Genomic DNA, 23,909 nt, shown 5'->3' on the forward strand with positions numbered 1-23,909 from the left:
TCAGCGGCGCGTGACGGTCCCGGGTGGCACCCCGACCGTCCGCTTGAACGCCCGGCTGAACGCGGCTTCGGACTGGTAACCGAGCCGTCCGGCCACCTCGCTCACGGTGGCGCCGTCCTCGGCGAGCCAGGTGCGGGCGACCTGCATGCGCCAGCGCGTGACGTAGCGCATCGCGGGCTCCTCGACGAGCTCGGTGAACCGCGCCGAGAACGCCGAGCGGGACATCGCGAGCTCGCTCGCGAGCGAGGCGACCGTCCAGTCCCGGGCCGGCTCGCGGTGGATCAGCGAGATCGCCCTGCCGATGTGGCGGTCGCGCAGGGCGCCGAGCCAGCCGCGCTGGGCGGCCGGGTCGTGCTCGATCCAGCCGCGCAGGGTCTGGATGACGAGGATGTCCGACAGGCGCGTGATGACGGCCTCGCCGCCCGGTCGCAGTGAGGCGGCCTCAGCGGCGATCAGCCGGAGCGTGCTCTGCATCCACTCGTCCTGCGGTCCGCCGCCGGGCGCGACGTGGATCACGTCGGGCAGCAGCGAGACGATGTGGTGCGCGGCAGGGTGGTCGAGCCGCACGGCGCCGCACACCAGCGTGGTGATCGCGCCACCGCCGCCGTGCCGCAGGATCGCGTACCGGTTGCGGAACTCGTGCTCGAGGTTCATGACGTCCGGCGCGATCGCGCCCGGCTCGCTCCGCAACACATGCCCCTGGCCGTGCGGGACCAGGGCGAGGTCGCCTGCCTGCAGTACCCGTGCCTCGGCGGTCCCCACCTCCAGCTGGAACCTGCCGGCCGTGACGATGTGGAACCACATGCAGTCCGGCCAGCTCGGCATCGACAGGCCCCAGGGCGCTGTGAGCTCCGAGCGGCAGTAGAAGCTGCCCGTCACCCGCAGGAAGTGCAGCGCCTCACCGAGCGGGTCCTCGGCGTGCATCGGGTCCGTCGTCACGACGGCGAGTGTGCGCCGAGGAGTGACCGTGCGTCCACGAAGCCTGGACGAACGAGCAAGAAGCCCGGATTCGCGGCCATGGATCGTCCCGGATCTCCCCGGCAGCCTGGATGGCGAGGAAGGGAGAACGAGATGATCACAGTGATGGGCGCGACCGGCAACGTCGGACGCAAGATCGTGCATCGGTTGCTGGAGGCGGGCGAGCCCGTTCGCGCCGTGGGTCGCAACCCGCAGGCGCTCGCCGAGCTGGCCGCGGCCGGGGCCGAGCCGCGGGCGGGAGACGCCGCCGACGCCGCATTCCTGACCGCGGCCTTCCGGGGCGCCGACGCCGTGCACACGATGCTGCCGTACAGCCAGACCGCGCCGGACTTCCGCGCGGAGCAGGCGAGGCTCGGCGAGGCGATCGTCACCGCGATCCGGAACTCCGGCGTGCGCAAGGTGGTGGCGCAGAGCAGCCTCGGCGCCGAGCTGCCCGCAGGCACCGGCTTCATCGCCGCGAGCCTGCACAGCCAGGAGCAGCGGCTGCGGGCGCTCGAGGGCGTGGACGTGCTGTTCCTGCGGCCCACGCTGTTCTTCGAGAGCATCGTCGCGGCGGCCGGGATGGTCGAGGCGACGGGCGTCAACGCCGATGTGGTCGACCCGGACGTCCCGCTGCCGATGGTCGCCGCCCGCGACGTCGCCGAGGCCGCCGCCGCGGCGCTGCGTTCGCGGGACTGGACCCACGGTGACGTCCGCGAGCTGCTCGGCCCGCGCGACCTCACCTACAGCGAGGCCACGCGGATCCTCGGCGCCGCGATGGGGCGCCCCGACCTGCCGTACGTGCAACTGCCCGGCGGCGAGATGGCCGCGGCGCTCGCGCAGGCGGGGTTCACGCCGGATGCCGCCGCGCTGCACGTCGAGATGGGGAACGCGATGTCGGCTGGCACGATCATCGCGCACGAGGGACGCACCACCCAGACCACGACGCCCACCCGCTTCGAGGACGTCGTGTCCGAGCTCCTCGAGGAGGCATCGTGATCGCCACCGTCCTGCCCGTCGTCGCGCTGTTCGGCGTCATCGGCTCGGGCCTCATGGCCGGGCTGTACCTCGCCTTCTCCACGGCGGTGATGCCGGCGCTGCGCCGGGTGCGCCCCGCCGCGGGCATGGAGGCGATGCAGCAGGTGAACCGCGTGATCCTGAACCCGCTGTTCCTCCTCGTGTTCATGGGCACGGGGCTGCTCTGCCTGCTGCTCGTGATCGGAGCGCCGTTCAGCGGCCGCCCGGGCACGGTGTGGATCGTGATCGGCGGGCTGCTGTACCTCGTCGGCAACATCGGGCTGACCATGGTGGTGAATGTCCCGATGAACAACCGACTCGACGCCGCCAACCCCCTCACCGACCAGGGCGCCGCGATCTGGGCCGACTTCCTCCGGCGCTGGACGGCGTGGAACCACGTCCGCGCGCTCGCCTGCACCGCGGCGACAGCCGCGCTGACGGTCGGCCTCTGGTCGTAGCGCCCCTGCCCGCGTGCCGTACGCCGCACACGGCGTGCCCGAACGTCGGACTCGCCCGCGAGTCCGAGCCCCAGCCCCGCGAGTCCGACATCTCGCCCCCCGCGAGTCCGACATCTCGCCCCGGTGAGTCCGACGTTCGCACCCGGCGAGTCCGACGTCTCACCCCGGCGAGTCCGACATTCGGACCCGGCGAGTCGGACATTCGGTCCCGGCGAGTCCGACATCTCGGCACGGCGAGTCGGGCGGCTCGACACCCGTCAGCCCGAAACCGGCGTGCGCGGCGGACCTCGAGTGATCTAGCTTCATCCCCGTGTTCATGAACTTCCGACGTCACTGACCCGCCGGCGGCCTCCGGGCTTCCCCGCCGCCGGTGATGCGGGACGGTGTCGCGCCGTCCCGGGTCGTGACGTGGGGATGGTGGATCCATGCTGCGCGCAGCTCTGCGCGTCGGCTCCGCTGCTGCGCGTCCCGGTCGTGCCGCCGTCCGATGACGGCGGCGCGCCTGGTGGCGCGGTGCGTGCGGGGTATCGAGGAAGTGCTGGCCGACGAGGTCCGCGGGTTCGGCACGGTGCAGGCGGTGGGACACCGCGAGGTGCGCTTCACCGCTCGCCCCGGCCCGGCGGTGCTGGGCATCGCGACGGCCGACGACGTGTTCGTGATCGCGGGCGAAACGGGCGGGATCGGCCGGGCGCGGGCCGATCTGCACCGTCTGACGAGTGCGGTGGCCACCGCTGACCTGGACCGCGTCCTGCGGGTTCGGGACCGCTGCGGTGGCCTGCCCGGTGGGGGGACGCTCGACGTGTCGGCGTCCGTGCTGGGCAGACGCGCCTTCAACCGCTACGACCTGGAGGACGCCGCGGGCGAGGTGCTCGCCCGCAGGCTCGGGCTGCCCTACCGCTCGCGGCGATCGGGCGCCCGGCCGCCGGCGCAGGGCCTGAGCTGGCGGGTCACCGTGGTCGACGACCGCGCGACGGTGGCGCTGCGCATCCCGGCCCGGCCCCTTCACCGCAGGCCGTACAAGGCCGCGTCGGTGCCGGGCACGCTGCACCCGCCGCTGGCCGCGGCGATGCTGCGGGTAGCGGAGGTCGGCGCGGGGGACGTGCTGCTCGACCCGTGCTGCGGCGCGGGCACCCTCCCCATCGAGGCGGCCGGCATCGGCGCTCGGGCGTTCGGTTCGGATGCCGACCCGGCCGCGGTGGCCGCGTCCGTCGCGAACGGCCGTGGTGCCGCCGTGGCCTGGTCGGTGGCCGACGCAGGCGCGCTGCCGCTACGGGACGGCACCGTCGACCGGGTCGTGGTGAACCCGCCATGGGCCAGGCAGGTCGGACCGCGCGGCCGCCTCGCCGTCGACCCGGCCCGGCTCTGGCGCGAGGTGACCCGGGTGCTGGCACCGGGCGGCCGGATCGTGACGCTGCTGCCGGACCCGCGCCCGCCCGCCGGGCTGGTGGCCGAGCGCACGATCCCGGTGAGCCTCTTCGGCGCCCACCCGGTGGTCACGGTGCTGCGGCCCGGGTAGCGCGGGACGGTCGATACTGGGCCGGTGGCGGGGCGGCGGGGGAGCGGGCGGGACGGGATCCGTGCTCAGGTCGCCTCCGGCACCGCGGAGCTGCGGCCGGACCCCGACCGTCGGCGCGGCTGGACGCTGCTGCTCGACGGGACGCCGCAGTCGCACGTCGACCTGGACGATCCGACGCACCTGGAGTTCGACTACGTCCGCAGGCTCGGCCACCTCGTCGACCTCGCCGCCCGGCCCCGCAGCCCGCTGCGCGTGCTGCACCTCGGCGGCGGGGCGTTCACCCTGGCCCGCTACGTCGCGGCCACCCGGCCGCGGTCCGCCCAGCAGGTCGTCGAACTGGACGGGGCGCTGGTGGAGCTCGTGCGCCGGGAGCTGCCCCTCGACCGCTCCTGGCGCGTCCGGACGCGCACGGGCGACGCCCGGGACGTGGTCGGCCGGCTCCGCGACGGCGCGTTCGACCTCGTCGTCCTCGACGTGTTCGCCGGGGCCCGCACGCCTGCGCACCTCGCCTCGGCCGAGTTCCTGCAGGCCGTCGTGGAGGTGATGGCCCCGGCCGCGACGTACGCGGCGAACCTCACCGACGGCGGCGCGCTGGCATTCGCACGTGGCCAGGTGGCCACCCTGCAGTCGGTGTTCCCGCACACCTGCCTGGTGGCCGACCCGGCGGTGCTGCGCGGTCGGCGGTTCGGGAACCTGATCCTCGTCGGGGGCCGGATCCCGCTGCCGGTCGACCTCCTGACGGCGCGGGCCGCGGGCGACCGATCCCCGGCCCGCCTGCTGCACGGACCCGAGCTCGACCGGTTCCGCGCCGGGGCCCGTCCCGTGCACGACGCCACCGCGGCCGCCTCACCCCTGCCGCCGGACGGGACGTTCGCGCCGGGGTGAGCACGAGGAAGTGCTGATACCGATGCGGATTCCGGGTGCCGCGTCGATCCCTACCGTCCCTCCTACCGGCGAACGGAGGGTGCAGATGAGCAGGCGAGTGGTCACCTGGGTCAGCATCAGCATGGACGGGTTCACCAGCGGGCCCGGAGGCCCGGCACAGGACACCTGGCTGTACGAGCACGCGATGCAGGACCAGACGGGCGAGTACTTCGAGGGCGTGTGGCGCGGGGCCAGCATCGCGCTGCTCGGCCGCACGAACTACGAGGGCTTCCACAGCGTGTGGCCGGGGATCACCAGCGACCCGGCCACCGACCCGCGCACCCGCGACCTGGGCCGGTGGCTGGACTCGGTCGAGAAGGTCGTGGTCTCCCGCACGCTGCAGGACGCGCCGTGGGAGAACTCCCGGATCGCCCGGGACCTCGAGGCCGAGGTGAAGCGCCTCAAGGACGAACCCGGCCGGGACATCCTCGTGATCAACAGCGCGAGCGTCATCCAGGCGTTGCTGCGCGCCGACCTCGTCGACGACGTGCGCTTCGCGGTGGTGCCGGTGATCGTGGGCGGTGGCCTGCGGTTGTTCCCCGAGGGGCTGCCGGCGTCACGCTGGACGCTCGCCGGCGCCGCCACGCTCGCGCACGGCGCCGTCGGCCTGCACTACCGGCGGGCCTAGACCGCAGCCTCCTTGCGGCCCCCGACGAGGAAGGTGAGCGGGAGGGCGACCGTCGAGATGATCGCGGCGACCATGAACGCGGCCCGTGCGCCGGACACGTCCGTTCCCATCGTCTCCCCCGCGGACGCCACCGCCATCACCGTGATGAACAGCGCCGTGCCGGCCGCGCCCGCCACCTGCTGCAGGGTCGCCATGATCGCGCTGCCGTGCGAGTCGAGGTGCCCGGGCAGCCGGCCCAGCGCGTCGGTCATGAGCGGGGTGAGCATCAGCGAGATCCCGAGCACCAGCACGACGTGGAACGCGATGATCGTCCACAGCGGCGAGCCGTCCCGGAGCGTGGTGAAGGCCCAGAGGGCGCAGGTGAGCACCACCGCCCCCGGGATGACGAGCCTGCGCGGGCCGAGCCGGTCGTACAGGCGGCCGACCACCGGACCCAGCAGGCCCATCGCGAGCCCGCCGGGCAGCACGGCGAGCCCGGTGACGAACGCGCTGACGTGCAGCACGTCCTGCAGGTAGAGCGGCAGCAGGATCAGCACGCCGAAGAGCGCCATCATGCTGAGCACCACGAGCACCATCGCGAGGACGAACGGCCGGTGCCCGAAGGGCCGCAGGTCCAGCAGCGCGTTGCCGTCGCCCTGCAGCCGCAGCTGACGGGCCACGAACACCGCGAGCGCCACCAGCCCGACCACGGTCGGGATCCACGGTGTGACCAGCACGTGCCCGCGGGCGGACTCGCCCACGCCGGTCAGCCCGAACACGAGGCCGCCGAACCCGATGGCCGAGAGCGCGACCGAGCTGAGGTCGAGGGGAACCGGGCGCACCTCGGCCGCCACGTGGAGCCATCGGGCGCCCGCCGCGAGCGCGACCAGGGCGATCGGCAGCACGACCCAGAACATGAACCGCCAGCCGAGCGTGCTGAGGATGACGCCGGAGAGCGTCGGCCCCACCGCGGGCGCGACCGCGATGACGATCGTGATCGTGCCCATCGTGGCGCCCCTGCGCTCGGCGGGGACGAGGCGCAGCACGGTGGTCATGAGCAGCGGGACCATCACCGCGGTGCCGGCGGCCTGCACGATCCGACCGGCGAGCAGCACCGGGAAGCCCGGGGCGAGCGCGCTGACGACGGTGCCCGTGCTGAACAGCAGCATCGAGGTGAGGTAGACCCGCCGGGGAGGGAACCGCTGCAGCAGGAACCCGGTGATCGGGATGACCACGGCCATCGTCAGCAGGAAGCCGCTGGTCAGCCACTGTGCGGTGCTGACGGTGATGTCGAGGTCCGCGATGAGCGCCGGCAGCGCGACGCTCATGATCGTCTCATTGAGGATCATGACGAACGCGGAGCCGACCAGCAGCCAGATCACCAGCGAAGCTCCCGCCGCCGGGGTGGTCTGCGGTTCGGTCGACTCGGCGTCGGGGTGGCCGGTGCCGGGGCCGGTCATCGAGGAGCTCCTGTCGTTCGGGCCCTCGACGGTACCGATCACGTCTCGACGGGGGCCACGCAGTTCGCCCTCCGGGGACGCGGCCTACCGCCGGAGGACCTCGGTGAGCGCCGAGATGCTGTGGTCGGCGTGCCCGGCGTCGGCGGCGCGGCGCACCAGCTCGTACAGCGGGGCGGCCCACGACACGTCGACGCCCGTCTCCCGGCCGAACTCCAGATCCCATTCCTCGCCGGCGAGGAAGAGGCCGACGGACGACTGGGCGTCGGTGTAGTCGCCGGTGTCGATCTCGCGAGCGAACGTGGGCAGGAGCGAGCCGATCATCTCCAGCCACTTGACGGTGAACGGCACGAGCGTGCTCGCCGCGAGCCCGCGGGTCCGCACGGCGGCCGCGCCCTGGAAGAACCCGACGAGTGCCGGCAGCAGCGTGGCGCCGACGGCCATCTCGTACAGGGCGGCCAGGTCGGCATCGTCGCCGAGGTGGAGGGTGTCGCCGCCCAGCACGCGCAGCGTGGACTCGTGCTCGGCGAAGGCGGCACGGTCGCCGCCGTAGTACAGGAGCGTGTCAGGCGCCCCCACGGCGGACGGCACGTTCTTGATCGCGCCGCCCAGGAACCGGGCGCCGTGGCCGGTTGCCCATTCCGCGGTCTCGCGCGCCTGTGCGGGCGCCCCGCTGTTGAGCGTCACGAGCGTGCTTCCGGCCAGTGCGCCTGCGGCGGGCTCGAGCGCACCGCGCGTCTCGTCGAAGCCGGTGAGGCAGGTGATCACGAGTGGGCTCGCGGCGACGGCCACGTGCACGGTCGGCGCGAGGACGGCGCCCCGCGCCACGAGTGGGCCTGCCTTCTCCGGCGTGCGGTTCCACACCGTGGTGCGGTGTCCTGCCTGCAGGAACGCCCCGGCGAGCGCCTTGCCCATCGAGCCCAGCCCGATGACGGTCACGTTCTCGGTCACGAATCCATGCTGGGCCGCCACTTACATTTGATCAAGTACCTACAATTCTGTTGGGTACTGACATTCTTGTTCGTGTGAGGTGGCCGGTGGGGAAGTACACATGCGGTCTCGACGCCGCCATCGCCGTCATGGGTGGCAAGTGGAAGGGCCTGATCCTGTTCGCATTGCAGGACGGGCCGGTGCGCTTCGGGGAGCTGCGCCGTGCCGTGCCCGGCATCAGCGAACGGATGCTGATCCTGCAGCTGCGCGAGATGGAGGCGAGCGGCCTCGTGCACCGCGAGGTGTACCACCAGGTGCCGCCGAAGGTGGAGTACTCGCTCACCGACTTCGGGCACTCGCTCAACACGGCGATGGCGCCACTCGGTGAGTGGGGTGAGGAGCACATGGAGCGGATCGAGGCGCTCCCCTGACGCGGGTCAGATCACGGACGGCGCCCGCTCGGCCTGCCACAGCAGCCGGACGCTGCGCCCGAACGACCAGACCAGAAGCGCGAGCGCGACGGCCACGAGCCCGACGGTGACGGGGTCGGGGAGCAGCTGGGAGGCCGCGACCACGAGCACCACGCCCTGCACGGCCGCCACCGTCTTCGCGACGTAGCTCGGCGGCACCGGCCCGCGCAGCCACGGCAGCAGCCGGCCCGCGCCGACGAACGCGTACCGCATCCCGCCGATCGCGAGCGCCCACGGACCGACGATCCCGGCGACGTGCACGCTCAGCACGAGGACGAGGAACGCGTCGACCTCCATGTCGAACCGGGCGCCGACCGGGGAAACCGTCCCGGTGCGCCGAGCCACCTTCCCGTCGACGGCGTCGAGCGCGAGGGCCACCGAGGCGAGCGCCACCAGCGCAGCCCGCGCCGTCCAACCGGTGAGGAGGCTCTCGGCCACGATCGCGGTGACTCCGCCGACGAGCAGCGCCCTCGCGAGCGTGACGATGTCGGCGGGCCCGAGCACGGACCGCCCGGCACGGTGCATCGCGGCGGACAGCAGCCCCAGCAGGCCCGCCGCGTACACCACTCCGACCAGCACACCGAGCGGTCCGAGCCCGAACGCGGCGGCGAGCCCGGCCAGGATGAGCAGCTGCGCGCTGGCAGCTGCCGCCTGCTCCGGGCCCCCCTTCACTACTGTGCAGGTGCTGGTGACCACTCCGCGTTCCACCTCCGCATCACGTCCGCACGCGCCGGTCGGTTCACCTCGGGAAGGGATGAGATGGGTCACACAGCCCGAGCGTTCTGGCTACGTGCCCCCGGCGAGGGCGAGATCCGGGCCGTCGAGCTGCCCGAACCCGGCCCCGCCGACGTCGTCGTCCGCACGTTGTACTCCGGGGTGAGCCGCGGCACCGAGACCCTCGTCTTCCGCGGCGGCGTGCCGCAGAGCCAGCACATCGCCATGCGCGCTCCGTTCCAGGAGGGCGAGTTCCCCGCTCCGGTGAAGTACGGGTACCTCGCGGTCGGCCTGGTCGAACACGGGCCACCCGATCTCGTCGGGAAGTCCGTCTTCTGCCTCTACCCGCACCAGACGCGCTTCGTCGTCCCGGCATCCGCCGTGACGCCGGTTCCCGAGGGTGTTCCGCCCGCCCGCGCCGTGCTGGCCGGCACCGTCGAGACCGCGGTGAACGCGCTGTGGGACGCCGCGCCGCTGGTCGGCGACCGGATCGCGGTGATCGGCGGGGGGATGGTGGGGTGCAGCGTCGCCGCCCTGCTCGCCGGGCTCCCCGGCGCCCGGGTCGAGCTGGTGGACGCCGATCCGGCCCGCGCCGCGGTCGCCGCCGAGCTCGGCGTCGGGTTCGCGACGCCGGAGGCCGCCGCGGGTGACTGCGACGTCGTCGTGCACGCCAGCGCCACCGAGGCGGGCCTCGCCCGGTCGCTGGAGCTCCTTGCCGCAGAGGGGGAGCTCGTGGAGGTGTCCTGGTACGGGGACCAGCGGGTCGGCGTGCCGCTCGGCGAGGCGTTCCACTCGAAGCGGCTCACGATCCGCAGCAGCCAGGTCGGCACGGTGTCGCCCCGCAGGGCCCGCCGCGGCTACGCCGGGCGCATGGCGGTGGCGATGCGACTGCTCGCCGACCCGCGCTTCGACGCGCTGGTCACGGCCGAGCACCCGTTCGACGAGCTGCCCGCCCTGTTGCCGCGTCTGGCCGACGGCACGTTCCCCGCGCTGTGCCTGCGCCTGCGCTACCCCTGACGGGCGGGGGACACACCGGTTGCCTGACACCACGCCCGCCGGCGGTCGCTAGCCTTCGGCCGCGTTTCACCGGGGGCGGTGAACTTCCCGGGGTAGCGGGACGTGTGGGGTAGGAACGGGATCAAGCCGCGGCGAGGGAGCAAGAGTGTTCAGCATTACGGTCCGGGACCACATGATGGTCGCCCACAGCTTCCGGGGCGCCGTGTTCGGTCCGGCACAGCGCCTGCACGGCGCGACCTTCGTGGTGGACGCGACGTTCCGTCGTCCGGTGCTCGACAGCGACGGCATCGTGGTCGACATCGGGCTGGCCACCCAGCAGCTCGGCGAGGTGCTCGCCGAGCTGAACTACCGCAACCTCGACGACGAGCCGGCCTTCGAGGGCGCGAACACCTCCACGGAGTTCCTGGCCCGGGTGGTCGCCGACCGCCTCGCCGAGCGGCTGGACGCGGGCGCGCTCGGCGACAACGCGCGCGGGATCACCACGATCGTGGTGACCCTGCACGAGTCGCACGTCGCGTGGGCGAGCTACGAGCGGTCCCTGTGACGGCTCCCGTGATCGCGCCCCCGGTGCACGTGGTCGTCCCCGCGGACATCGACGACCCCGCACGGCCCAGCGGGGGCAATGCCTACGACCGGCGCGTCTGCCGGGCACTCCCGGCCGCGGGCCGTGGCGTTCGGGAGATCGCCGCCGCCGGGACGTGGCCCGAACCGGACGACGCCGCGCGCGCCGAGCTCCACCGCCTGCTGACGGCCGTCCCGGACGGCTCCGACGTGCTGCTCGACGGGCTCGTCGCCTGCGCCGTGCCCGACGTGCTCGCGCCGCACGCACGCCGCCTGCGGCTGGTCGTGCTCGTCCACCTCCCGCTCGGCGACGAGGTGGGGCTCCCCCCGGCCGTCGCCGTCGACCGCACCGCCCGTGAGCGCGCCACCCTCCACCTCGCCGCCGCCGTGGTGGCCACCAGCTCGTGGGCGGCGCGCCGGCTCGTCGAGGTGCACGGTCTCGCGGCCGACCGGATCCACGTCGTGCCGCCCGGTGTGGAGCCCGCCCCGCTCGTGAGCGCCGACGAGGACGGCACCCGGCTGCTGTGCGTCGGTTCGATCACGCCGACGAAGGGGCAGGACCTGCTCGTCGAGGCGCTCGCCCGGATCACCGACCGCCCGTGGACGTGCCGGCTGGTCGGCCCGCTCGTCCGCGACCCCGCGCACGTGGCGGCCGTTCGCGAGCTCGTCGAGCGGCACCGGCTGCGCGACCGCGTGGAGATCGCAGGCCCGCGCACCGGCCCGGCGCTCGACGCGGTGTACGCCGCGGCCGACCTGCTGGTGCTGCCGTCGCGCGCCGAGTCGTACGGCATGGTCGTGACGGAGGCGCTCGCCAGGGGGATCCCGGTGCTCGCGGCCGCCGTCGACGGCGTCCCGGAGACCCTCGGCCGCACGCCCGACGGCGCGCTACCCGGCCTCCTCGTGCCGCCGGCCGATGTCGATGCGCTGGCCGCCGCCCTGCATCGCTGGCTCGACGAGCCGCGGCTGCGAGAGTCCGCGCGTGCGGCGGCCCGGCAGCGGCGCGATGCCCTCACCGACTGGGAGGTGACCGCGCGGTGCTTGGCCGGCGCGTTGACGTGAGCGTGCCGGGGGCTCCGGTCACCCCGGACTGGTTGGCGTTGCGCGAGCCCGCCGACGCCGCCGCCCGGGCCACCGAGCTCGCCGACCGCCTGTACGGGTGGCTGCCGAGCAGGTCCGATGGCCCGCTCGTGGTGCGCGACCTCGGCTGCGGCACCGGTTCGATGGGCCGCTGGCTCGCCGGACGGCTGCCCGGGCCGCAGCACTGGCTGCTGCACGACCGTGACCCGGCCCTCGTCGACCGGGCCCTGGCGGGCATGCCGGCCGGCGTCACCGCCGAGCCGCGGGTCGGCGACCTCACCGCACTCGACGCCGCGCAGCTCGCCGGCACGTCCGTGGTCACGGCGTCGGCACTGCTGGACCTGCTCACCGCCGACGAGGTGGAACGCCTCGCCGCGGCGTGCGCGGCCGCCGGCTGCGCAGCGCTGCTGGCCCTCTCGGTCACCGGCAGCGTGCTGCTCACGCCCGTCGACCCGCTCGACGCCGCCTTCGCCGCCGCCTTCGACGCCCACCAGCGGCGCACGGTGGACGGGCGACGGCTGCTCGGCCCGGACGCCGCGCCCGCGGCCGCGGCGGCGTTCGGCCGGCACGGCGTGGCCGTGGTACGGGCGTCGAGCCCGTGGCGCCTCGGCCCCGGCGACGGCAGGCTGATCGAGCAGTGGCTGCGCGGCTGGATCGCCGCCGCGTGCGAACACCGCCCGGGGCTCGTCCCGGAGGCGGAGGCCTACCTGGCCAGGAGGCTCGCGGCGTCCGCCCGCGGTGACCTGCGAGTCGTCGTGGGGCACGCTGATCTGCTCGCGCTGCCGGAGATCCGGTCGTGACGCCCGCGCAGGTGGCGCGGCCGCTGGCCGTCGCCGCGCTCGTCGGTGCGCTCGTGTGGTGGTCGGGACCGCAGGCCGTCCTCGACGCGCTCGCCGCGCTGCAGGCAGGCCCGGTGCTGGCTGCTCTCGGACTCGGAGTCGTCACCACGGTGTGCAGCGCGTGGCGCTGGTGCCTCGTGGCGCGCGGCCTGGGCATGCGGCTCTCGCTCCCCACGGCGGTCGCCGACTGCTACCAGGCCCTCTTCCTCAACGCCGTTCTACCCGCGGGAATGCTCGGTGACCTGCACCGGGCCGTCGGGCACGGCAGGCGCAACGGTGACATCGGCCGCGGTGTGCGCGCGGTCGTCCTCGAACGGCTGGTGGGACTGGTCGTGCTGGTGGGTGTCGCCGCGGTGGTGCTGGCGGCGGAGCCCGCACTGCTCGGTGTGCTCGGAGGGCTCGTGCCCGGAGCCGGGTGGATCGGGATCGCCGTCCTGGTCGCGTTGCCGGTGCTCGGCTGGCTGCTGCGCGGGCGCCTGCGTCCCATGACCGCCGACGTGCGGGCGGTGCTTGGCTCCGGCGCGGGGCCGGGGATCCTGGGGCTCTCCGTGGCGACGCTCGCCGGCTACCTCGCCACGTTCGTGGTGGCCGCCCGCGCCGTCGGCGCGACCGCGCCCGTCACCGAGCTGCTCCCGCTGCTGGTGCTCGCGCTCCTGGTGATGGCACTGCCGCTCAACGTCGGCGGCTGGGGGCCCCGCGAGGCCGTCGCCGCCGTCGGGTTCGGGGCGGTGGGGCTCGGGGCGGCGCAGGGCTTCGCCGCCGCCGTCGCCTACGGCGTGCTCTGCATGGTGGCCTGCCTGCCGGGCGGGGCCGTGCTCCTGCTGCGCCTGACGAACACCCGCCTCACGAACACCCGTCTCACAGGTGTCCGGCGAACGACCGCACGAGGCTCGCGAGCACCGCGCGTCCCTTCTCCGCGGATGCCAGTGACGGCCGGCCCACCACTCCCGACTCCGTGTACGCCTGCATCCCCCGGGTCAGCAGGTACCGGCGATCGTCTGCCAGGTGGTCGACTCGCTCGTACCCCGGCCTGACGAGATCCGGAAGCGCATGCAGGAGTATCGAGGTCTCCAGCTCGCCGGCGTGCATGTCGGACAGGCCCGTGGTGGTCAGACCGGCCTCGGCGCGGGCGTCGTCCCAGTCCGGCTCGGTGGGGAAGAGGGCCATCCGCAGCGTGCCGAGGCTGGCCTCCTGCACCACGTTGCCGAGCACGTAGTTGCCGCCGTGCCCGTTCACGAGCACCAGCGTGCTCGCACCCGCGTGCTGGACCGACGCCGCCACGTCGCGCACGATCGCGGCCAGCGTGGTTGCCGAGATGCTGACCGTGCCCGGCCATGCCGCATGCTCGTGCGAACAGGAGATGGTGATCGGTGGCAGCCTGGAAACGGGGTACACGGTCGCGAGCTCGGCCGCGATCGTGCTGGCGACGAGGGTGTCCGTCGTGAGCGGCAGGTAGGGGCCGTGCTGCTCGAAGCTGCCGATGGGCAGCAGCGTGACGGCCGTGCCGCGGTCGCGCGCGTCGAGCGTTGTGTCGGCCGGGAGGAGATCCATCGCGATGGACCTTCTCACGGTTCGCGAGAGGGGACGAGAGGGGCAGCTCATGCAGGACACGCGAAACGGTGAACTGGCCGAGGTCGCGGAGTCGGATCTCGTGACGAGGCGAGGCCCGTTCCGCGCCGTCGCCTTCCGGGACCCCTACGACGGGAACGAGCACCTCGCACTCGTCCGCGGCGAACCGCGCGGGCAGAAGGACGTGCTGGTCCGGGTGCACTCGGAGTGCCTCACCGGCGACGTGTTCGGCGCGCTGCGGTGCGAGTGCGGGGCGCAGCTCCGGTCGGCGATCGACGCGATCGCCGACGAGGGCTGCGGGGTGCTCGTGTACCTGCGCGGCCACGAGGGCCGCGGGATCGGCCTCGTCGCGAAGGTCCGCACCCACGTGCTGCAGGACGAGCAGGGCCTCGACACCGTCGACTCGGCCACCGCGCTGGGCCTGCCGGTCGACGTGCGCGACTTCGGCGCGGCCGCGCGGGTGCTGCACCACATCGGTGTCGCGTCGGTCCGGCTCCTGTCGAACAACGCGGACAAGGTGCTGGCGCTCACCGAGCACGGGATCACGGTCAGCGGGCGCGTCCCCTTGCTGGAGCCCGTGAACGAACACAACGTCCGCTACCTCACGGCGAAGCGCGACCGACTCGGCCACGATCTCCCACACCTGGGTTCACTCGGGTGACGACGCGAAGTCGCCCGCCCGCCACGGCATCTCCTGCAGCACCCACGTGTTGCCGTCCGGGTCGCTGAACGGGACGTACTTGATCCCCTGGGGGTGCTCGTCGATCTCCCCGACGGGCACGCCGCGGCGGGCGAGCTCGTCCCGCGCCACCGCCGCGTCGGCGACGACGAGGTGCAGGCCCCGCAGCGACCCGGGGGCCGCGTCGGCGAGGGAGGGCAGGCCCTTGGTCAGCGTGATGGAGCAGGCCGAGCCGGGCGGGGTGAGCTGGCAGACCCGCACCCCCTCGGCCGGCTCCACGTCGACGTCGACGGTGAACCCCGCGCCGACGTAGAACTCCTTGGCGCGGTCGATGTCGGCGACCGGCACGGGGACGAGCTCGAGCAGCATCTTCATGGCGCCTCCTTGCGCACGCGGTAATGCAGGTGGGTCACGCGGTCGCCTTGCACGACCGTGGGGTTCTCCAGCAGGTGCTCGGCGCCGGTGAAGCCGCCGAAGTAGCGCACGCCCGTGCCCAGCAGCACCGGCACCAGGTCCACGCGCAGCTCGTCGACGAGCCCGGCGGCGAGGGCCTGCCCGGTCATGTCCCCCGCGGTGAGCGACACGACGCGGCCGCCCGCCACCGCCTGCGCCTTCGCGATCGCGCTCTCCACCCCGTCGGTGACGAACGTGAACGGGGCGTCCGGGTGGGCATCGATCCACTCGGTCGGCACCCGGTGCGTCACGACGAAGGCGGCGTCGCCGACCGCGGGAGTCCCACCCCAGCCGTCGGTCAGGTCGAACAGGCGTCTGCCCATCACGCCGGGCCCGACGTTGCTCCACGCCGAGCGCAGGTACTCGGCGCTCGCCGCGGAGACCCGGTAGGTCCGCTCGTTGTCGTGGAACTCGACGTCGCCGTTGCGGTACCAGTCGAACAGCGGCCCGACCCCGCCTGACGGGTACGCGATGAACCCGTCCAGCGACATCGTCGCCTGGACGACGACCTTGCCCATGGCGTCCCTCCTCCGGTTCGTGAGGGCACCAGCGTGCGCTCGCGGGACGCCTCGGGCATCCGTGGCGACCACCTGGTCGTCACGTGGTGCACCCTCGCATCGTGCGTGTGTTCGCCACGGGTCTCGCTCTTCGACCGCGCGGCCGCGTCATACCAGCAGAGCCACCTTGCCGGCATGCGGAGCCGGGGCCTGGCCGGCGGTCATGAAGGCGAGTACCCCGGTCGCCTCGGCTTCCACGGCGGCCGCCTCGTCCGGCGTGAGCGGGCGGTGCGGGTGCACCTCCAGCGTCGCGCCGTCCCGGTCCCGGGTGAGCGTCCAGTGGGCCGCGGTGAAGCCGTCGACCAGCACCGCGCCCGGCACCGGCCCGCTGCGCCGGACGAAGGCGCGGCGGAACTCGTCGGTGCAGACGCGGGTCCGGTCGGCGTGCGAGAGCAGCAGGTTGTCGAAGTCGTAGAGGAAGCGCACGGGCGCAGGTGTGTCGGGGTCGGGGCGCGGGGCGTCGGGGAGGTCGTAGAGCTCGCGGCCGTGCTCGTCGCGGAACACGTGCAGCCGCGAGCGCATCGGCGTCATCACCTCGCGCAGGAGGGTGAGCCCCGACCAGGTCTGCACGTCCGCCACGGTGGCGGGGCCGAACGCCGCGAGGTAGCGGAGCACCAGCGTCTCGGGCGAGAACCCGGGGCCCTCACCCAGCCACGCCTCGGTGCTGGTGTGCGCGATCGGGCCGCTGCGTCCCCACAGCCCGCGCGGCGGCACCTGGACGAGCGGCAGCCGGTTGCGCACGGCGTACGCGAGGCCCGCGGCGGGCCGGTCGGGCCACCGCGCCTGCAGCAGCCCGCCCAGCTCGCGGGAGGTGCGGGCCTTCTCGGCCAGCAGCGGGCGGGCCGCCGCCACGACCTCCTCGAGGTCGAGCCCACGCACGGCGGCGCCGTGCAGCTGGTTGTGGAGGAGGTCCCGGTCGAGCACGGGTTGAACGGCTGCGCGCAGGCCGTGCGCGTCCGCCGCCGTGACGAGGTGGATGGTCGAGCGCATCAGGGCGATCCGCACCAGCGTCCGGTCGGCGAGCCGGTCGGCCGCGGCCTCGGGGCGGAAGCGAGCGATGCGGCTCCACAGCCCGACGTACCAGGTGTGCGGGGTCTGCGCCTGCAGACCCACGAGGTGCTCGACCACGTCGGGGACCGGCCGGGTGGTGCGTTCCAGCAGGAACTGGCGGGCGAGGGTGGCCCGGTTCAGCGCGCGCGGGCCGAGCACCTGGGTCACGGGATCAGCCCCGCAACCCGGCGAAGAACCGCCGCAGGTCCCCGACGAGCAGCTCCGGCGCCTGGTGGGCGGGGTAGTGGCCGCCGCGGTCGAACTCGGTCCACGACACGATGTTGGCGTGGTCGCGCTCGGCGAAGCGCCGGATGCCCGAGAAGTCGTGCGCGAACGAGGCCAGCCCGAGCGGCGCCGTCGTGGGTCCCTGCGGCTTGTCGGCGTCCGGGGTGTGCCGGTCCTCCCAGTAGAACCGCATCGACGACGCGGTGGTGCGGGTGAACCAGTAGATCGCGACGTTGGTCAGCACGAAGTCGGGGTCGACGGCGTCGCCGAACAGCTGGTAGCTCCACGCCAGCTGGCCCGCCGGTGAGTCGGCGAGTGCGTGCGCCACGTTCTGGGGCTGCGTCGACTGCAGCTCGTTGAAGCCGAACTTCTCCGCGGCGAAGCTCTGCAGCGTGGCGAGCTCGGCCATCTCCGCCTCCGACATCCCCTCGAACTCCGCCGGGTCGCCCGAGGGGAACGAGAAGATCTGGTCGACGTGCACGCCCACCACGTGCTCCGGGGCGATTCGCCCCAGCTCCGGGGAGACGAACGAGCCCGCGTCGTTGCCGTGCGCGCCGTAGCGCTCGTAACCCAGCCGGGCCATCAGCTCCTTCCAGGCCCGCGCGGTGCGGTAGCGGTTCCAGCCGGGCTCGGTGGTCGGGCCGGAGAACGCGTAGCCCGGCAGCGACGGGATCACGAGATGGAAGGCCTGTGCGGGGTCGCCTCCGTGGGCCCGCGGGTCGGTGAGCGGGCCGATCACGTCGAGGAACTCGACGAACGAGCCCGGCCAGCCGTGCGTGAGGACAAGCGGGAAGGCGTGCGGCTCGGGGGAGCGGACGTGCAGGAAGTGGATGTTCTGCCCGTCGATCGTGGTCGTGAACTGCGGGATCTCGTTGAGCCGCTTCTCGACGGCCCGCCAGTCGAACTCGTCGCGCCAGCGGCGCACCAGCTCGCGCACCGGGTCGACGCGCACGCCGTGGTCGCCGCCGGTCGCCAGCTCCTCGGTGTACCGGGTGCGGGCGAGGCGGTCGGCGAGGTCGTCGAGGTCGGCCTGGGGGATGTCGATGCGGAAGGGCGTGATCTCCATGAACGCGACGCTATAGGCGAATCAGGCAAGGTTCGTTCCTGATGGTCGGGCAGACTTCACGCCGTGTTGGAGACCTCTGCGCGACTGCTGCGCCTCCTGTCGCTCCTGCAGTCCCGCCGCGAATGGACCGGGCCGGAGCTCGCCCAGCGGCTGGAGGTGAGCGAGCGGACCGTCCGCAACGACATCGAGCGGCTGCGCTCGCTCGGCTACCCGGTCGACGCCAACCGGGGCGCCGTGGGCGGATACCGGCTCGGCGCGGGCGCGCAGCTGCCGCCGTTGCTGCTCGACGACGACGAGGCCGTGGCCACGGTGCTCGGCCTGCGGGCGGCCACCGGGCTCGCCGGGGTCGAGGAGGTCTCGCTGCGCGCGCTGGCGAAGATCGAGCAGGTGCTGCCCCGGCGGCTGCGTCGGCGGGTGGCGGCGCTGGGCGAGTACGCGCTGCGCGTGCCCGACGACGCGCCCCCTCCGCAGGTCGACGCCGAGGTGCTCACCACGCTCGCCGCCGCCTGCCGGGACTCCGAGCGGCTGCGTTTCGACTACCGCACCCACGGCGGTGGCGACTCGCGGCGCGACGTCGAGCCCTACCGCCTGATCGCCTGGGGCCGGCGCTGGTACCTGCTCGCCTGGGACGTCGAGCGCGGCGACTGGCGCACCTTCCGCGCCGACCGCATCACCCCGCGCATCCCCACCGGGCCGCGCTTCACCCCGCGTCCACTGCCCGCCGACGACGTCACCGCCTACCTGTCCGGCCGCGTCTCCGCCGCGGCGTGGCGGTACCGGGCGCGCGTGGTGGTGCACGCACCCGCCGACGAGATCGCGGCGCGCATCACGGCAGCGGTCGGGCACGTCGAGGCGCGCGACGCCGGGACGTGCGTCCTCCACACCGGGTCGGACAGCCTCGACAGCCTCGCCGTGCACCTCGGCCTGCTCGGCGTGGACTTCGAGGTGGCCGACCCGCCGGAGCTGGTGGAGCACATCGCGCTCCTCGCCGGGCGCTACACGCGCGCGGCGCGGCTGCGTGAGACGCGTGTGAAGCGGGATCAGGCATCCCGCTAGCCTCGGCCGCGACTGCGAAGGAGGGCGGGCCATGGCGGCGCCGGCGTCGTACGACGAGATCGCGGACTGGTACGAGACCGAGTTCCTGCCCCGCAGCTCGGCGGACGATCCGCTCGGGGTCGACCGGTCGCTTCGCGACCTGCTCGGGCCGGGCGACGGGATCTGCCTCGAGATCGGCTGCGGCACCGGGGTGCACGCGGCGAGCGTGCGCGCGCTGGGCTGGACGCCGGTCGGTGTCGACGTCTCGGCCGGCATGCTCCGGCACGCACGGGGCCGGCTCGCGTGCGCCCGCGCCGACGCCGAACGGCTGCCGGTGGCCGACCGGGCGGTGGACGCGGCCATCGCGATGATGGTCCACACCGACATGTCCGCCTACGCGGCCGTGCTCCGCGAGGTCGCGAGGGTGCTGCGCCCGGGCGGCGTGTTCGTCCACGTCGGCGTGCACCCGTGCTTCTGCGGCGGGTTCGCCGACCGCTCCGATCCGGACGCCGTGGTGATCCGCCCGGGATACGGCGACCGGCACTGGACGAAGGAGTCCTGGACCGACCAGGGCATCCGGGACAAGATCGGCGCGAGCCACTTCCCGCTCGCGGAGCTGCTGAACGCCGTGCTGGACGCCGGGATGGTGCCGGAACGGTTCGTCGAGAGCGGCGGCTCGACGCCCGCGGTGCTGGCGCTGCGGGCCCGCATTCCGGCTCCCGCCCCGCGCTGAGCGGCGCATTACGCCCTGTCGGTGGAACGCGCGGGCAGTGGCGTAAGGCTATTGTGCTGATATTGCGCTTACGGGGGTCGCATGGAGACGAGCGGATACCGGATCAACGGCGCAGGCACGGCGGTCGCGTTGGTCAACGCGGTCACCTCGGGTGCGGGGAGCTCGGACCGCGGGCTCGCGGAGCTGCTCGGCGCGCATCGCTACCTGGTGCCCGAACCGTCCGCGGCGGACGTGGACCGGCTGCGGGACTGGGCGCACCGGCTCCGCCCCGCGTTCGGTGGCCCCGGGGTGATCGCGCTGCTCAACGAGCTGCTCGCGGACGTGCCGTTGCAGCCGCACATCTCCGACCACGGCCTCGGCCCGCACCTGCACTACGGCGAGCCGGGCGCGGGTCTCGTCGACCGGGTGCGGGCCAACACGGCGTTCGGCCTCGCGCTGGCCGTGTGCGAGCACGGCGCCGAGCGGCTCGGGTGCTGCAAGGCCGCGGGCTGTGACCGCGTGTACGCCGACGTCCAGCGCGGCCCTCGGCGCCGCTACTGCTCGCGGGCGTGCCAGAACCGCAGCTCGGCGGCGGCCTTCCGGGCCCGGCGCGCTTCCTGAACCGTGCGGTGCCGGACGCCGCGCGGCACCCTCGCCGTGCTGTCGGTGACGTTGCTGCTGCTGAAGTCGACGTGGTTCTCCGCCACCGCGGTGATCCCACAGGTGCGCGCCGAGTGGGGGCTCTCGGGGGAGGGCGTGGCGTGGCTGACGATCGCGGTGCAGTGGGGTTTCGTCGCCGGCGCGCTCCTGTCCGCCGCGTTCACCGTGGCCGACGCGATCGCGCCCACCCGGCTGATCTTCCTGTCCTCGCTCGGCGCGGCAGGCGCCAACCTGCTCCTCCTCGCCACCGGTGGCCTCGCCCTCGGCGTCACCGCCCGGTTCGCCACGGGGTTCTTCATCGCGGGGGTCTACCCGCCAGCGCTCAAGCTGATCTCCACCTGGTACCGGCACCGGCGGGGCGCGGCCATGGGCCTGCTGGTCGGTGCGCTGAGCGTCAGTTCCGGGGTGCCGCACCTGGTGAACGGCCTCGGCGGGCTGGACTGGCGGATCGTCATCGTCACCACCTCGGTCCTCACCGTCGCCGGCGGCGTGGTCACGCTCGTCGCCATCGCGGAGGGCCCCTTCCCGTTCCCGGCAGCTGTGTTCGACCCGAGGCAGGTCCGGGCCGTGCTGCGCGACCGCGGCACCCGCCTCGCCGTGATCGGCTACCTGTGCCACATGTGGGAGCTGTACGCCATGTGGGCCTGGTTCCTCGTCTTCTTCACCGCGGCGATGCACCGCCGAGGGCTGGACGACCCGGTGCTGGCCGCGTACGTCACGTTCGCGGTGTTCGCGGTCGGCGGGCTCGCCAACTGGAGTTGCGGCGCCCTGGGCGACCGGATCGGCCGCGAGCGCACCGCGATCGCGATGCTGGCCGTCTCGGGCACATGCGCGGCCACGATCGGGCTGCTGCTCGATGCGCCGTTGTGGCTGCTCGTCGTCGTCGGGTTGGTGTGGGGCTACAGCGTGGTCGGGGACTCCACCCAGTTCTCCACGCTCGTCACGGAGCTGGCCGACCAGAGCTACGTCGGCACCGCATTGACCGTGCAGATGGCGCTCGGGTTCCTGCTCACCGGCGCGACGATCTGGCTCGTTCCCGCCATCGAGCAGGCAGCCGGCTGGCACTGGGCGCTCGCCGTGCTCGCCGTCGGCCCTCTCGTCGGGATCGTCGCGATGCACCGGCTCCTCAGAAGTCGCTCGCCGTGACCGGAGGACCACGGATACGGTCCCCGGCGTGATCTACGAGCACCCGCTGGCCTACCTGCTCGGGATCGAAGGCGTCGCCCTGCTGCGCGGGTTCGTCGGCGAGTACGACCGCGAGTTCGTGGAAGCGCGGATCGCGGAGGTCCGCCGGCTGCTCGCCGACGAGACGCTGGCCGGCGCGGCCGTCGCCGTCGAACGGGTGGGCACAGTCGAGGGCTACCGGATCTGGTCGGCCACCTACGACGACGGTCGCAACACCGCGTTCGACTTCGACGAGCCGATCGTCGAGGAGATCGTGGACGCGGTCCCCGCGGGGGTCGCGGTCGACGCCGCCTGCGGCACCGGCCGGTTCTCCGCGCTGCTGGCCGCGCGCGGGCATCGGGTGATCGGAGTGGACAGCTCGCCGGAGATGCTCGCCCGGGCCCGGGCGAACGTCGCAGGCGCGGACTTCCGGTCGGGCGAGCTCGCCGCACTGCCGGTCGCCGACACGTCCGCCGACCTCGTGACCTGCGGCCTGGCGCTGTCCCACGTCCCCAACCTCCGCCCGGCCTTCACGGAGTTCGCGCGGGTCCTGCGTCCCGGTGGCCACCTGGTGATCTCCGACATGCACCCCGAGCGCATCCTGCGTGGCGCCAACCCCACCCTCCGCGACCCGGACGGACGCCCCGGCCGGCTGCCCGGCCACCGCCACCTCGTGGGTGACTACTTGCGCGCAGCGCTCGCTGCGGGTCTGGAGCTGCGCCGCTGCGAGGAGCCCGTCACGGAACCCTCCCCTCTCGGGCCTCCGGCGACGGAGCTGGGGCCGTGGGAGGTCTGGCCGTGGTCGCTCGCCGCGGTGGTGCCGGAGGCCGCGAGGGCGGCTGACGCAGGCGTCCCCGTCGAGATCATCTGGCACTTCCAGCTGGCGCAGCGGCCGTGAGCTGCGGGTAGAGCACCGGCAGCTCGGCCGAGAGCCCACTGCGGACCGTGCGGCTGACGTCGTCGGCCACCACCTCGAGCGCGCTGTCCGCGACCCCGTCGAGGGCGAGCGCGGCGATCACCGCCGGGTCGCTCTTGGCCACGTCGAGGTGGGCGACCATGTCGGTGTCCATGTACCCGACGTGCAGGGCCGTGGTGGTGATGCCGCGCGGCGCCAGCTCCAGGCGCAGGGAGTTGGTGAGCGCCAGCTCGGCCGCCTTCGCGGCGCTGTAGGCGCCCGACGTGGCCGGGTGGAACCAGGACAGCACCGAGAGCACGTTGAGCACCGCCCCGCCGCCGTTCGCCGCGATGATCGGGGCAAAGGCCCTGGTGACGGCCAGTGTTCCGAAGTAGTGGGTCTCCATCTCCAGGCGGATGGCGGCCGGGTCGCCGTCGAGCAGGGTGGCGCGGGTGCTCGAGCCGGCGTTGTTGACCAGCACGGTCACGTCGGCCGCCGCGGCCGCTGCGGCGGCCACCGACACCGGGTCGGTGATGTCCAGCCGCAGCGGGGTGACGCCGGGCAGGTCCACGGCCTCCGGGTTGCGGGCCGCCGCGTACACCTTCCGCGCCCCGCGCTCCAGCAGACCGGCGGCGAGGCGCCGCCCCAGGCCCCGGTTCGCCCCCGTGACCAGCGCGACCGAGTTCCGGATCTCCATGATGCCCTCCCAGGCTGTGTAGGTTCTTCCAAGTTAGCCCTCTGCATAGGAAAAGCCAACCCAGCTCGGTATGATGGTCCCGTGGCTGTGACGGAGCAGACGTGCTCGATCGCGCGCTCGCTGGAGGTGCTCGGCGAGCGCTGGACGTTCCTGATCCTGCGCGAGGCGCTGTCGGGCACCTCGCGCTTCGCCGACTTCCGGTCCGCGCTCGGCGTGGCGCCGGACATCCTCTCCGACCGCCTCGCCACCCTCGTGGACGCGGGCGTGCTGGAGAAGCGGCCCTACCGCGAACCCGGCGCGCGGGCGCGCGACAGCTACCACCTCACGGAGGCGGGCCACGAGCTGAAGGTCGTGCTCGGGGCGCTGCAGCAGTGGGGCGACCAGCACCGCCCCTACGAGCCGGGCCCGACGGTGGTTCGCCGCTCAGCCGACGGCCGCCCGTTGCACGTGGCGTTCGTGGACGAGGAGGGCGTCGAGGTCCCGCTGGATGAGGTCCGCTTCCGGCGGACGTCCACGTACCCGGCCTGACGGCGTCACGCCGGCGGGCCGACCCGCCGTCAGTGCGCCGCTTCGGCAACTCCACGTGTGCGCGGAGTGTTCCCG

General features: G+C 73.7%; 27 protein-coding genes and 1 pseudogene. 18 read left to right on the top strand and 10 right to left on the bottom strand.

Features of this window, described 5'->3' with window-relative positions:
• The gene (locus FHX44_RS22975) at positions 1-939 is read right to left on the bottom strand and encodes an AraC family transcriptional regulator (RefSeq protein ID WP_246170537.1); all 939 of its coding nucleotides are present in this window, start codon (positions 937-939) and stop codon (positions 1-3) included.
• Between the two features lie 132 nt (positions 940-1,071).
• Between FHX44_RS22975 and FHX44_RS22980 the strand changes: the two genes are divergently transcribed.
• The 5 genes from FHX44_RS22980 (at position 1,072) to FHX44_RS23000 (ending at position 5,500) form a co-directional block, all read left to right on the top strand.
• Complete coding sequence (locus FHX44_RS22980) at positions 1,072-1,956, top strand: NAD(P)H-binding protein (RefSeq protein ID WP_147257682.1); 885 nt, start codon at positions 1,072-1,074, stop codon at positions 1,954-1,956.
• Positions 1,953-2,432 carry an anthrone oxygenase family protein gene (locus FHX44_RS22985; RefSeq protein WP_147257683.1) on the top strand — a complete coding sequence of 160 codons (480 nt, stop codon included), beginning with the start codon at positions 1,953-1,955 and terminating at the stop codon, positions 2,430-2,432. The genes FHX44_RS22980 and FHX44_RS22985 overlap by 4 nt, the downstream gene beginning before the upstream one ends.
• Positions 2,433-2,919: 487 nt before the next feature.
• Complete coding sequence (locus FHX44_RS22990; protein ID WP_147257684.1) at positions 2,920-3,948, top strand: methyltransferase domain-containing protein; 1,029 nt, start codon at positions 2,920-2,922, stop codon at positions 3,946-3,948.
• 24 nt (positions 3,949-3,972) lie between these two features.
• On the top strand, positions 3,973-4,833 hold the full coding sequence (locus tag FHX44_RS22995; RefSeq protein ID WP_147257685.1) for a spermidine synthase: 861 nt from the start codon (positions 3,973-3,975) through the stop codon (positions 4,831-4,833).
• Between the two features lie 85 nt (positions 4,834-4,918).
• Positions 4,919-5,500 carry a dihydrofolate reductase family protein gene (locus FHX44_RS23000; RefSeq protein ID WP_246170538.1) on the top strand — a complete coding sequence of 194 codons (582 nt, stop codon included), beginning with the start codon at positions 4,919-4,921 and terminating at the stop codon, positions 5,498-5,500.
• Here the strand turns inward: FHX44_RS23000 and FHX44_RS23005 are convergent.
• Entirely contained in the window at positions 5,497-6,939 is a 1,443-nt protein-coding gene (locus FHX44_RS23005; protein ID WP_147257687.1) for an MDR family MFS transporter, read from the bottom strand. The genes FHX44_RS23000 and FHX44_RS23005 overlap by 4 nt on opposite strands.
• Positions 6,940-7,023: 84 nt before the next feature.
• The gene (locus FHX44_RS23010) at positions 7,024-7,887 is read right to left on the bottom strand and encodes an NAD(P)-dependent oxidoreductase (protein ID WP_281287904.1); all 864 of its coding nucleotides are present in this window, start codon (positions 7,885-7,887) and stop codon (positions 7,024-7,026) included.
• A 128-nt stretch (positions 7,888-8,015) separates the two neighbouring features.
• Here FHX44_RS23010 and FHX44_RS23015 point away from each other — a divergent pair, with 128 nt between their 5' ends.
• Complete coding sequence (locus tag FHX44_RS23015; protein WP_147261401.1) at positions 8,016-8,297, top strand: winged helix-turn-helix transcriptional regulator; 282 nt, start codon at positions 8,016-8,018, stop codon at positions 8,295-8,297.
• Positions 8,298-8,303: 6 nt separating this feature from the next.
• On the opposite strand, the gene FHX44_RS23020 is transcribed toward FHX44_RS23015, so the two are convergent.
• On the bottom strand, positions 8,304-9,008 hold the full coding sequence (locus FHX44_RS23020; protein WP_246170539.1) for a CDP-alcohol phosphatidyltransferase family protein: 705 nt from the start codon (positions 9,006-9,008) through the stop codon (positions 8,304-8,306).
• An 87-nt stretch (positions 9,009-9,095) separates the two neighbouring features.
• Here FHX44_RS23020 and FHX44_RS23025 point away from each other — a divergent pair, with 87 nt between their 5' ends.
• The 5 genes and pseudogenes from FHX44_RS23025 to FHX44_RS23045 form a co-directional block, all read left to right on the top strand.
• The gene (locus FHX44_RS23025; RefSeq protein WP_147257689.1) at positions 9,096-10,067 is read left to right on the top strand and encodes a zinc-dependent alcohol dehydrogenase; all 972 of its coding nucleotides are present in this window, start codon (positions 9,096-9,098) and stop codon (positions 10,065-10,067) included.
• A gap of 145 nt (positions 10,068-10,212) precedes the next feature.
• Positions 10,213-10,611, top strand: coding sequence for a 6-pyruvoyl trahydropterin synthase family protein (locus tag FHX44_RS23030; protein ID WP_147257690.1), 399 nt, complete (start codon positions 10,213-10,215; stop codon positions 10,609-10,611).
• Positions 10,608-11,687: a glycosyltransferase family 4 protein gene (locus FHX44_RS23035; protein ID WP_246170540.1), complete on the top strand. Its 1,080-nt coding sequence runs from the start codon at positions 10,608-10,610 to the stop codon at positions 11,685-11,687. Before FHX44_RS23030 ends, FHX44_RS23035 begins: the two co-directional genes overlap by 4 nt.
• Positions 11,684-12,505 (top strand): methyltransferase domain-containing protein, encoded by an 822-nt coding sequence (locus FHX44_RS23040; RefSeq protein WP_147257692.1) that lies wholly within the window; start codon positions 11,684-11,686, stop codon positions 12,503-12,505. Before FHX44_RS23035 ends, FHX44_RS23040 begins: the two co-directional genes overlap by 4 nt.
• An 11-nt stretch (positions 12,506-12,516) precedes the next feature.
• Positions 12,517-13,314: pseudogene (locus tag FHX44_RS23045) on the top strand (lysylphosphatidylglycerol synthase domain-containing protein); the annotation flags it as partial.
• A gap of 88 nt (positions 13,315-13,402) precedes the next feature.
• On the opposite strand, the gene FHX44_RS23050 reads toward FHX44_RS23045, so the two are convergent.
• Positions 13,403-14,095 (bottom strand): creatininase family protein, encoded by a 693-nt coding sequence (locus FHX44_RS23050; RefSeq protein ID WP_170308995.1) that lies wholly within the window; start codon positions 14,093-14,095, stop codon positions 13,403-13,405.
• Positions 14,096-14,144: 49 nt separating this feature from the next.
• Here FHX44_RS23050 and FHX44_RS23055 point away from each other — a divergent pair, with 49 nt between their 5' ends.
• Entirely contained in the window at positions 14,145-14,774 is a 630-nt protein-coding gene (locus FHX44_RS23055; protein ID WP_147257694.1) for a GTP cyclohydrolase II, read from the top strand.
• On the opposite strand, the gene FHX44_RS23060 is transcribed toward FHX44_RS23055, so the two are convergent.
• The 4 genes from FHX44_RS23060 to FHX44_RS23075 all read right to left on the bottom strand — a co-directional run bounded on the left by FHX44_RS23060 (position 14,763) and on the right by FHX44_RS23075 (position 18,143).
• On the bottom strand, positions 14,763-15,167 hold the full coding sequence (locus FHX44_RS23060) for a VOC family protein (protein WP_147257695.1): 405 nt from the start codon (positions 15,165-15,167) through the stop codon (positions 14,763-14,765). The genes FHX44_RS23055 and FHX44_RS23060 overlap by 12 nt on opposite strands.
• Complete coding sequence (locus tag FHX44_RS23065) at positions 15,164-15,763, bottom strand: dihydrofolate reductase family protein (protein ID WP_147257696.1); 600 nt, start codon at positions 15,761-15,763, stop codon at positions 15,164-15,166. The genes FHX44_RS23060 and FHX44_RS23065 overlap by 4 nt, the downstream gene beginning before the upstream one ends.
• Before the next feature lie 147 nt (positions 15,764-15,910).
• Positions 15,911-17,020: a winged helix DNA-binding domain-containing protein gene (locus tag FHX44_RS23070; RefSeq protein ID WP_147257697.1), complete on the bottom strand. Its 1,110-nt coding sequence runs from the start codon at positions 17,018-17,020 to the stop codon at positions 15,911-15,913.
• Between the two features lie 4 nt (positions 17,021-17,024).
• Positions 17,025-18,143 (bottom strand): epoxide hydrolase family protein, encoded by a 1,119-nt coding sequence (locus FHX44_RS23075; RefSeq protein WP_147257698.1) that lies wholly within the window; start codon positions 18,141-18,143, stop codon positions 17,025-17,027.
• A 63-nt stretch (positions 18,144-18,206) separates the two neighbouring features.
• Between FHX44_RS23075 and FHX44_RS23080 the strand changes: the two genes are divergently transcribed.
• From FHX44_RS23080 to FHX44_RS23100, 5 genes are all read left to right on the top strand, one after another.
• A complete protein-coding gene (locus FHX44_RS23080) occupies positions 18,207-19,199 on the top strand; it encodes a helix-turn-helix transcriptional regulator (RefSeq protein WP_147257699.1) in 993 nt (330 codons plus the stop codon).
• A gap of 31 nt (positions 19,200-19,230) precedes the next feature.
• Positions 19,231-19,911 carry a class I SAM-dependent methyltransferase gene (locus FHX44_RS23085; RefSeq protein ID WP_147257700.1) on the top strand — a complete coding sequence of 227 codons (681 nt, stop codon included), beginning with the start codon at positions 19,231-19,233 and terminating at the stop codon, positions 19,909-19,911.
• An 81-nt stretch (positions 19,912-19,992) separates the two neighbouring features.
• Complete coding sequence (locus FHX44_RS23090) at positions 19,993-20,511, top strand: CGNR zinc finger domain-containing protein (protein ID WP_147257701.1); 519 nt, start codon at positions 19,993-19,995, stop codon at positions 20,509-20,511.
• A gap of 45 nt (positions 20,512-20,556) precedes the next feature.
• On the top strand, positions 20,557-21,696 hold the full coding sequence (locus FHX44_RS23095) for an MFS transporter (RefSeq protein ID WP_212612608.1): 1,140 nt from the start codon (positions 20,557-20,559) through the stop codon (positions 21,694-21,696).
• A 28-nt stretch (positions 21,697-21,724) separates the two neighbouring features.
• Positions 21,725-22,612: a class I SAM-dependent methyltransferase gene (locus FHX44_RS23100; RefSeq protein ID WP_147257703.1), complete on the top strand. Its 888-nt coding sequence runs from the start codon at positions 21,725-21,727 to the stop codon at positions 22,610-22,612.
• Here the strand turns inward: FHX44_RS23100 and FHX44_RS23105 are convergent.
• Positions 22,578-23,306, bottom strand: coding sequence for an SDR family oxidoreductase (locus FHX44_RS23105; protein WP_147257704.1), 729 nt, complete (start codon positions 23,304-23,306; stop codon positions 22,578-22,580). The two genes, FHX44_RS23100 and FHX44_RS23105, sit on opposite strands and share 35 nt — an antisense overlap.
• 81 nt (positions 23,307-23,387) lie before the next feature.
• Between FHX44_RS23105 and FHX44_RS23110 the strand changes: the two genes are divergently transcribed.
• Positions 23,388-23,834, top strand: coding sequence for a winged helix-turn-helix transcriptional regulator (locus tag FHX44_RS23110; RefSeq protein ID WP_147257705.1), 447 nt, complete (start codon positions 23,388-23,390; stop codon positions 23,832-23,834).
• The last annotated feature ends 75 nt before the right edge of the window (positions 23,835-23,909 follow it).

The organism is Pseudonocardia hierapolitana, assembly GCF_007994075.1.
Classification (GTDB): Bacteria; Actinomycetota; Actinomycetes; order Mycobacteriales; family Pseudonocardiaceae; genus Pseudonocardia; species Pseudonocardia hierapolitana.

Bases quoted from the DNA above. Each gene is read 5' to 3' on its own strand.
- FHX44_RS23085 (WP_147257700.1), top strand. From the start codon at position 19,231: ATGGCGGCGCCGGCGTCGTACGACGAGATCGCGGACTGGTACGAGACC.
- FHX44_RS23065 (WP_147257696.1), bottom strand. From the start codon at position 15,763: ATGGGCAAGGTCGTCGTCCAGGCGACGATGTCGCTGGACGGGTTCATC.
- FHX44_RS23055 (WP_147257694.1), top strand. From the start codon at position 14,145: ATGCAGGACACGCGAAACGGTGAACTGGCCGAGGTCGCGGAGTCGGAT.
- FHX44_RS23075 (WP_147257698.1), bottom strand. From the start codon at position 18,143: ATGGAGATCACGCCCTTCCGCATCGACATCCCCCAGGCCGACCTCGAC.
- FHX44_RS23090 (WP_147257701.1), top strand. From the start codon at position 19,993: ATGGAGACGAGCGGATACCGGATCAACGGCGCAGGCACGGCGGTCGCG.
- FHX44_RS23015 (WP_147261401.1), top strand. From the start codon at position 8,016: ATGGGTGGCAAGTGGAAGGGCCTGATCCTGTTCGCATTGCAGGACGGG.
- FHX44_RS23025 (WP_147257689.1), top strand. From the start codon at position 9,096: ATGGGTCACACAGCCCGAGCGTTCTGGCTACGTGCCCCCGGCGAGGGC.
- FHX44_RS22990 (WP_147257684.1), top strand. From the start codon at position 2,920: ATGACGGCGGCGCGCCTGGTGGCGCGGTGCGTGCGGGGTATCGAGGAA.
- FHX44_RS23005 (WP_147257687.1), bottom strand. From the start codon at position 6,939: ATGACCGGCCCCGGCACCGGCCACCCCGACGCCGAGTCGACCGAACCG.
- FHX44_RS23060 (WP_147257695.1), bottom strand. From the start codon at position 15,167: ATGAAGATGCTGCTCGAGCTCGTCCCCGTGCCGGTCGCCGACATCGAC.
- FHX44_RS23000 (WP_246170538.1), top strand. From the start codon at position 4,919: ATGAGCAGGCGAGTGGTCACCTGGGTCAGCATCAGCATGGACGGGTTC.
- FHX44_RS23050 (WP_170308995.1), bottom strand. From the start codon at position 14,095: ATGGATCTCCTCCCGGCCGACACAACGCTCGACGCGCGCGACCGCGGC.
- FHX44_RS23105 (WP_147257704.1), bottom strand. From the start codon at position 23,306: ATGGAGATCCGGAACTCGGTCGCGCTGGTCACGGGGGCGAACCGGGGC.
- FHX44_RS22980 (WP_147257682.1), top strand. From the start codon at position 1,072: ATGATCACAGTGATGGGCGCGACCGGCAACGTCGGACGCAAGATCGTG.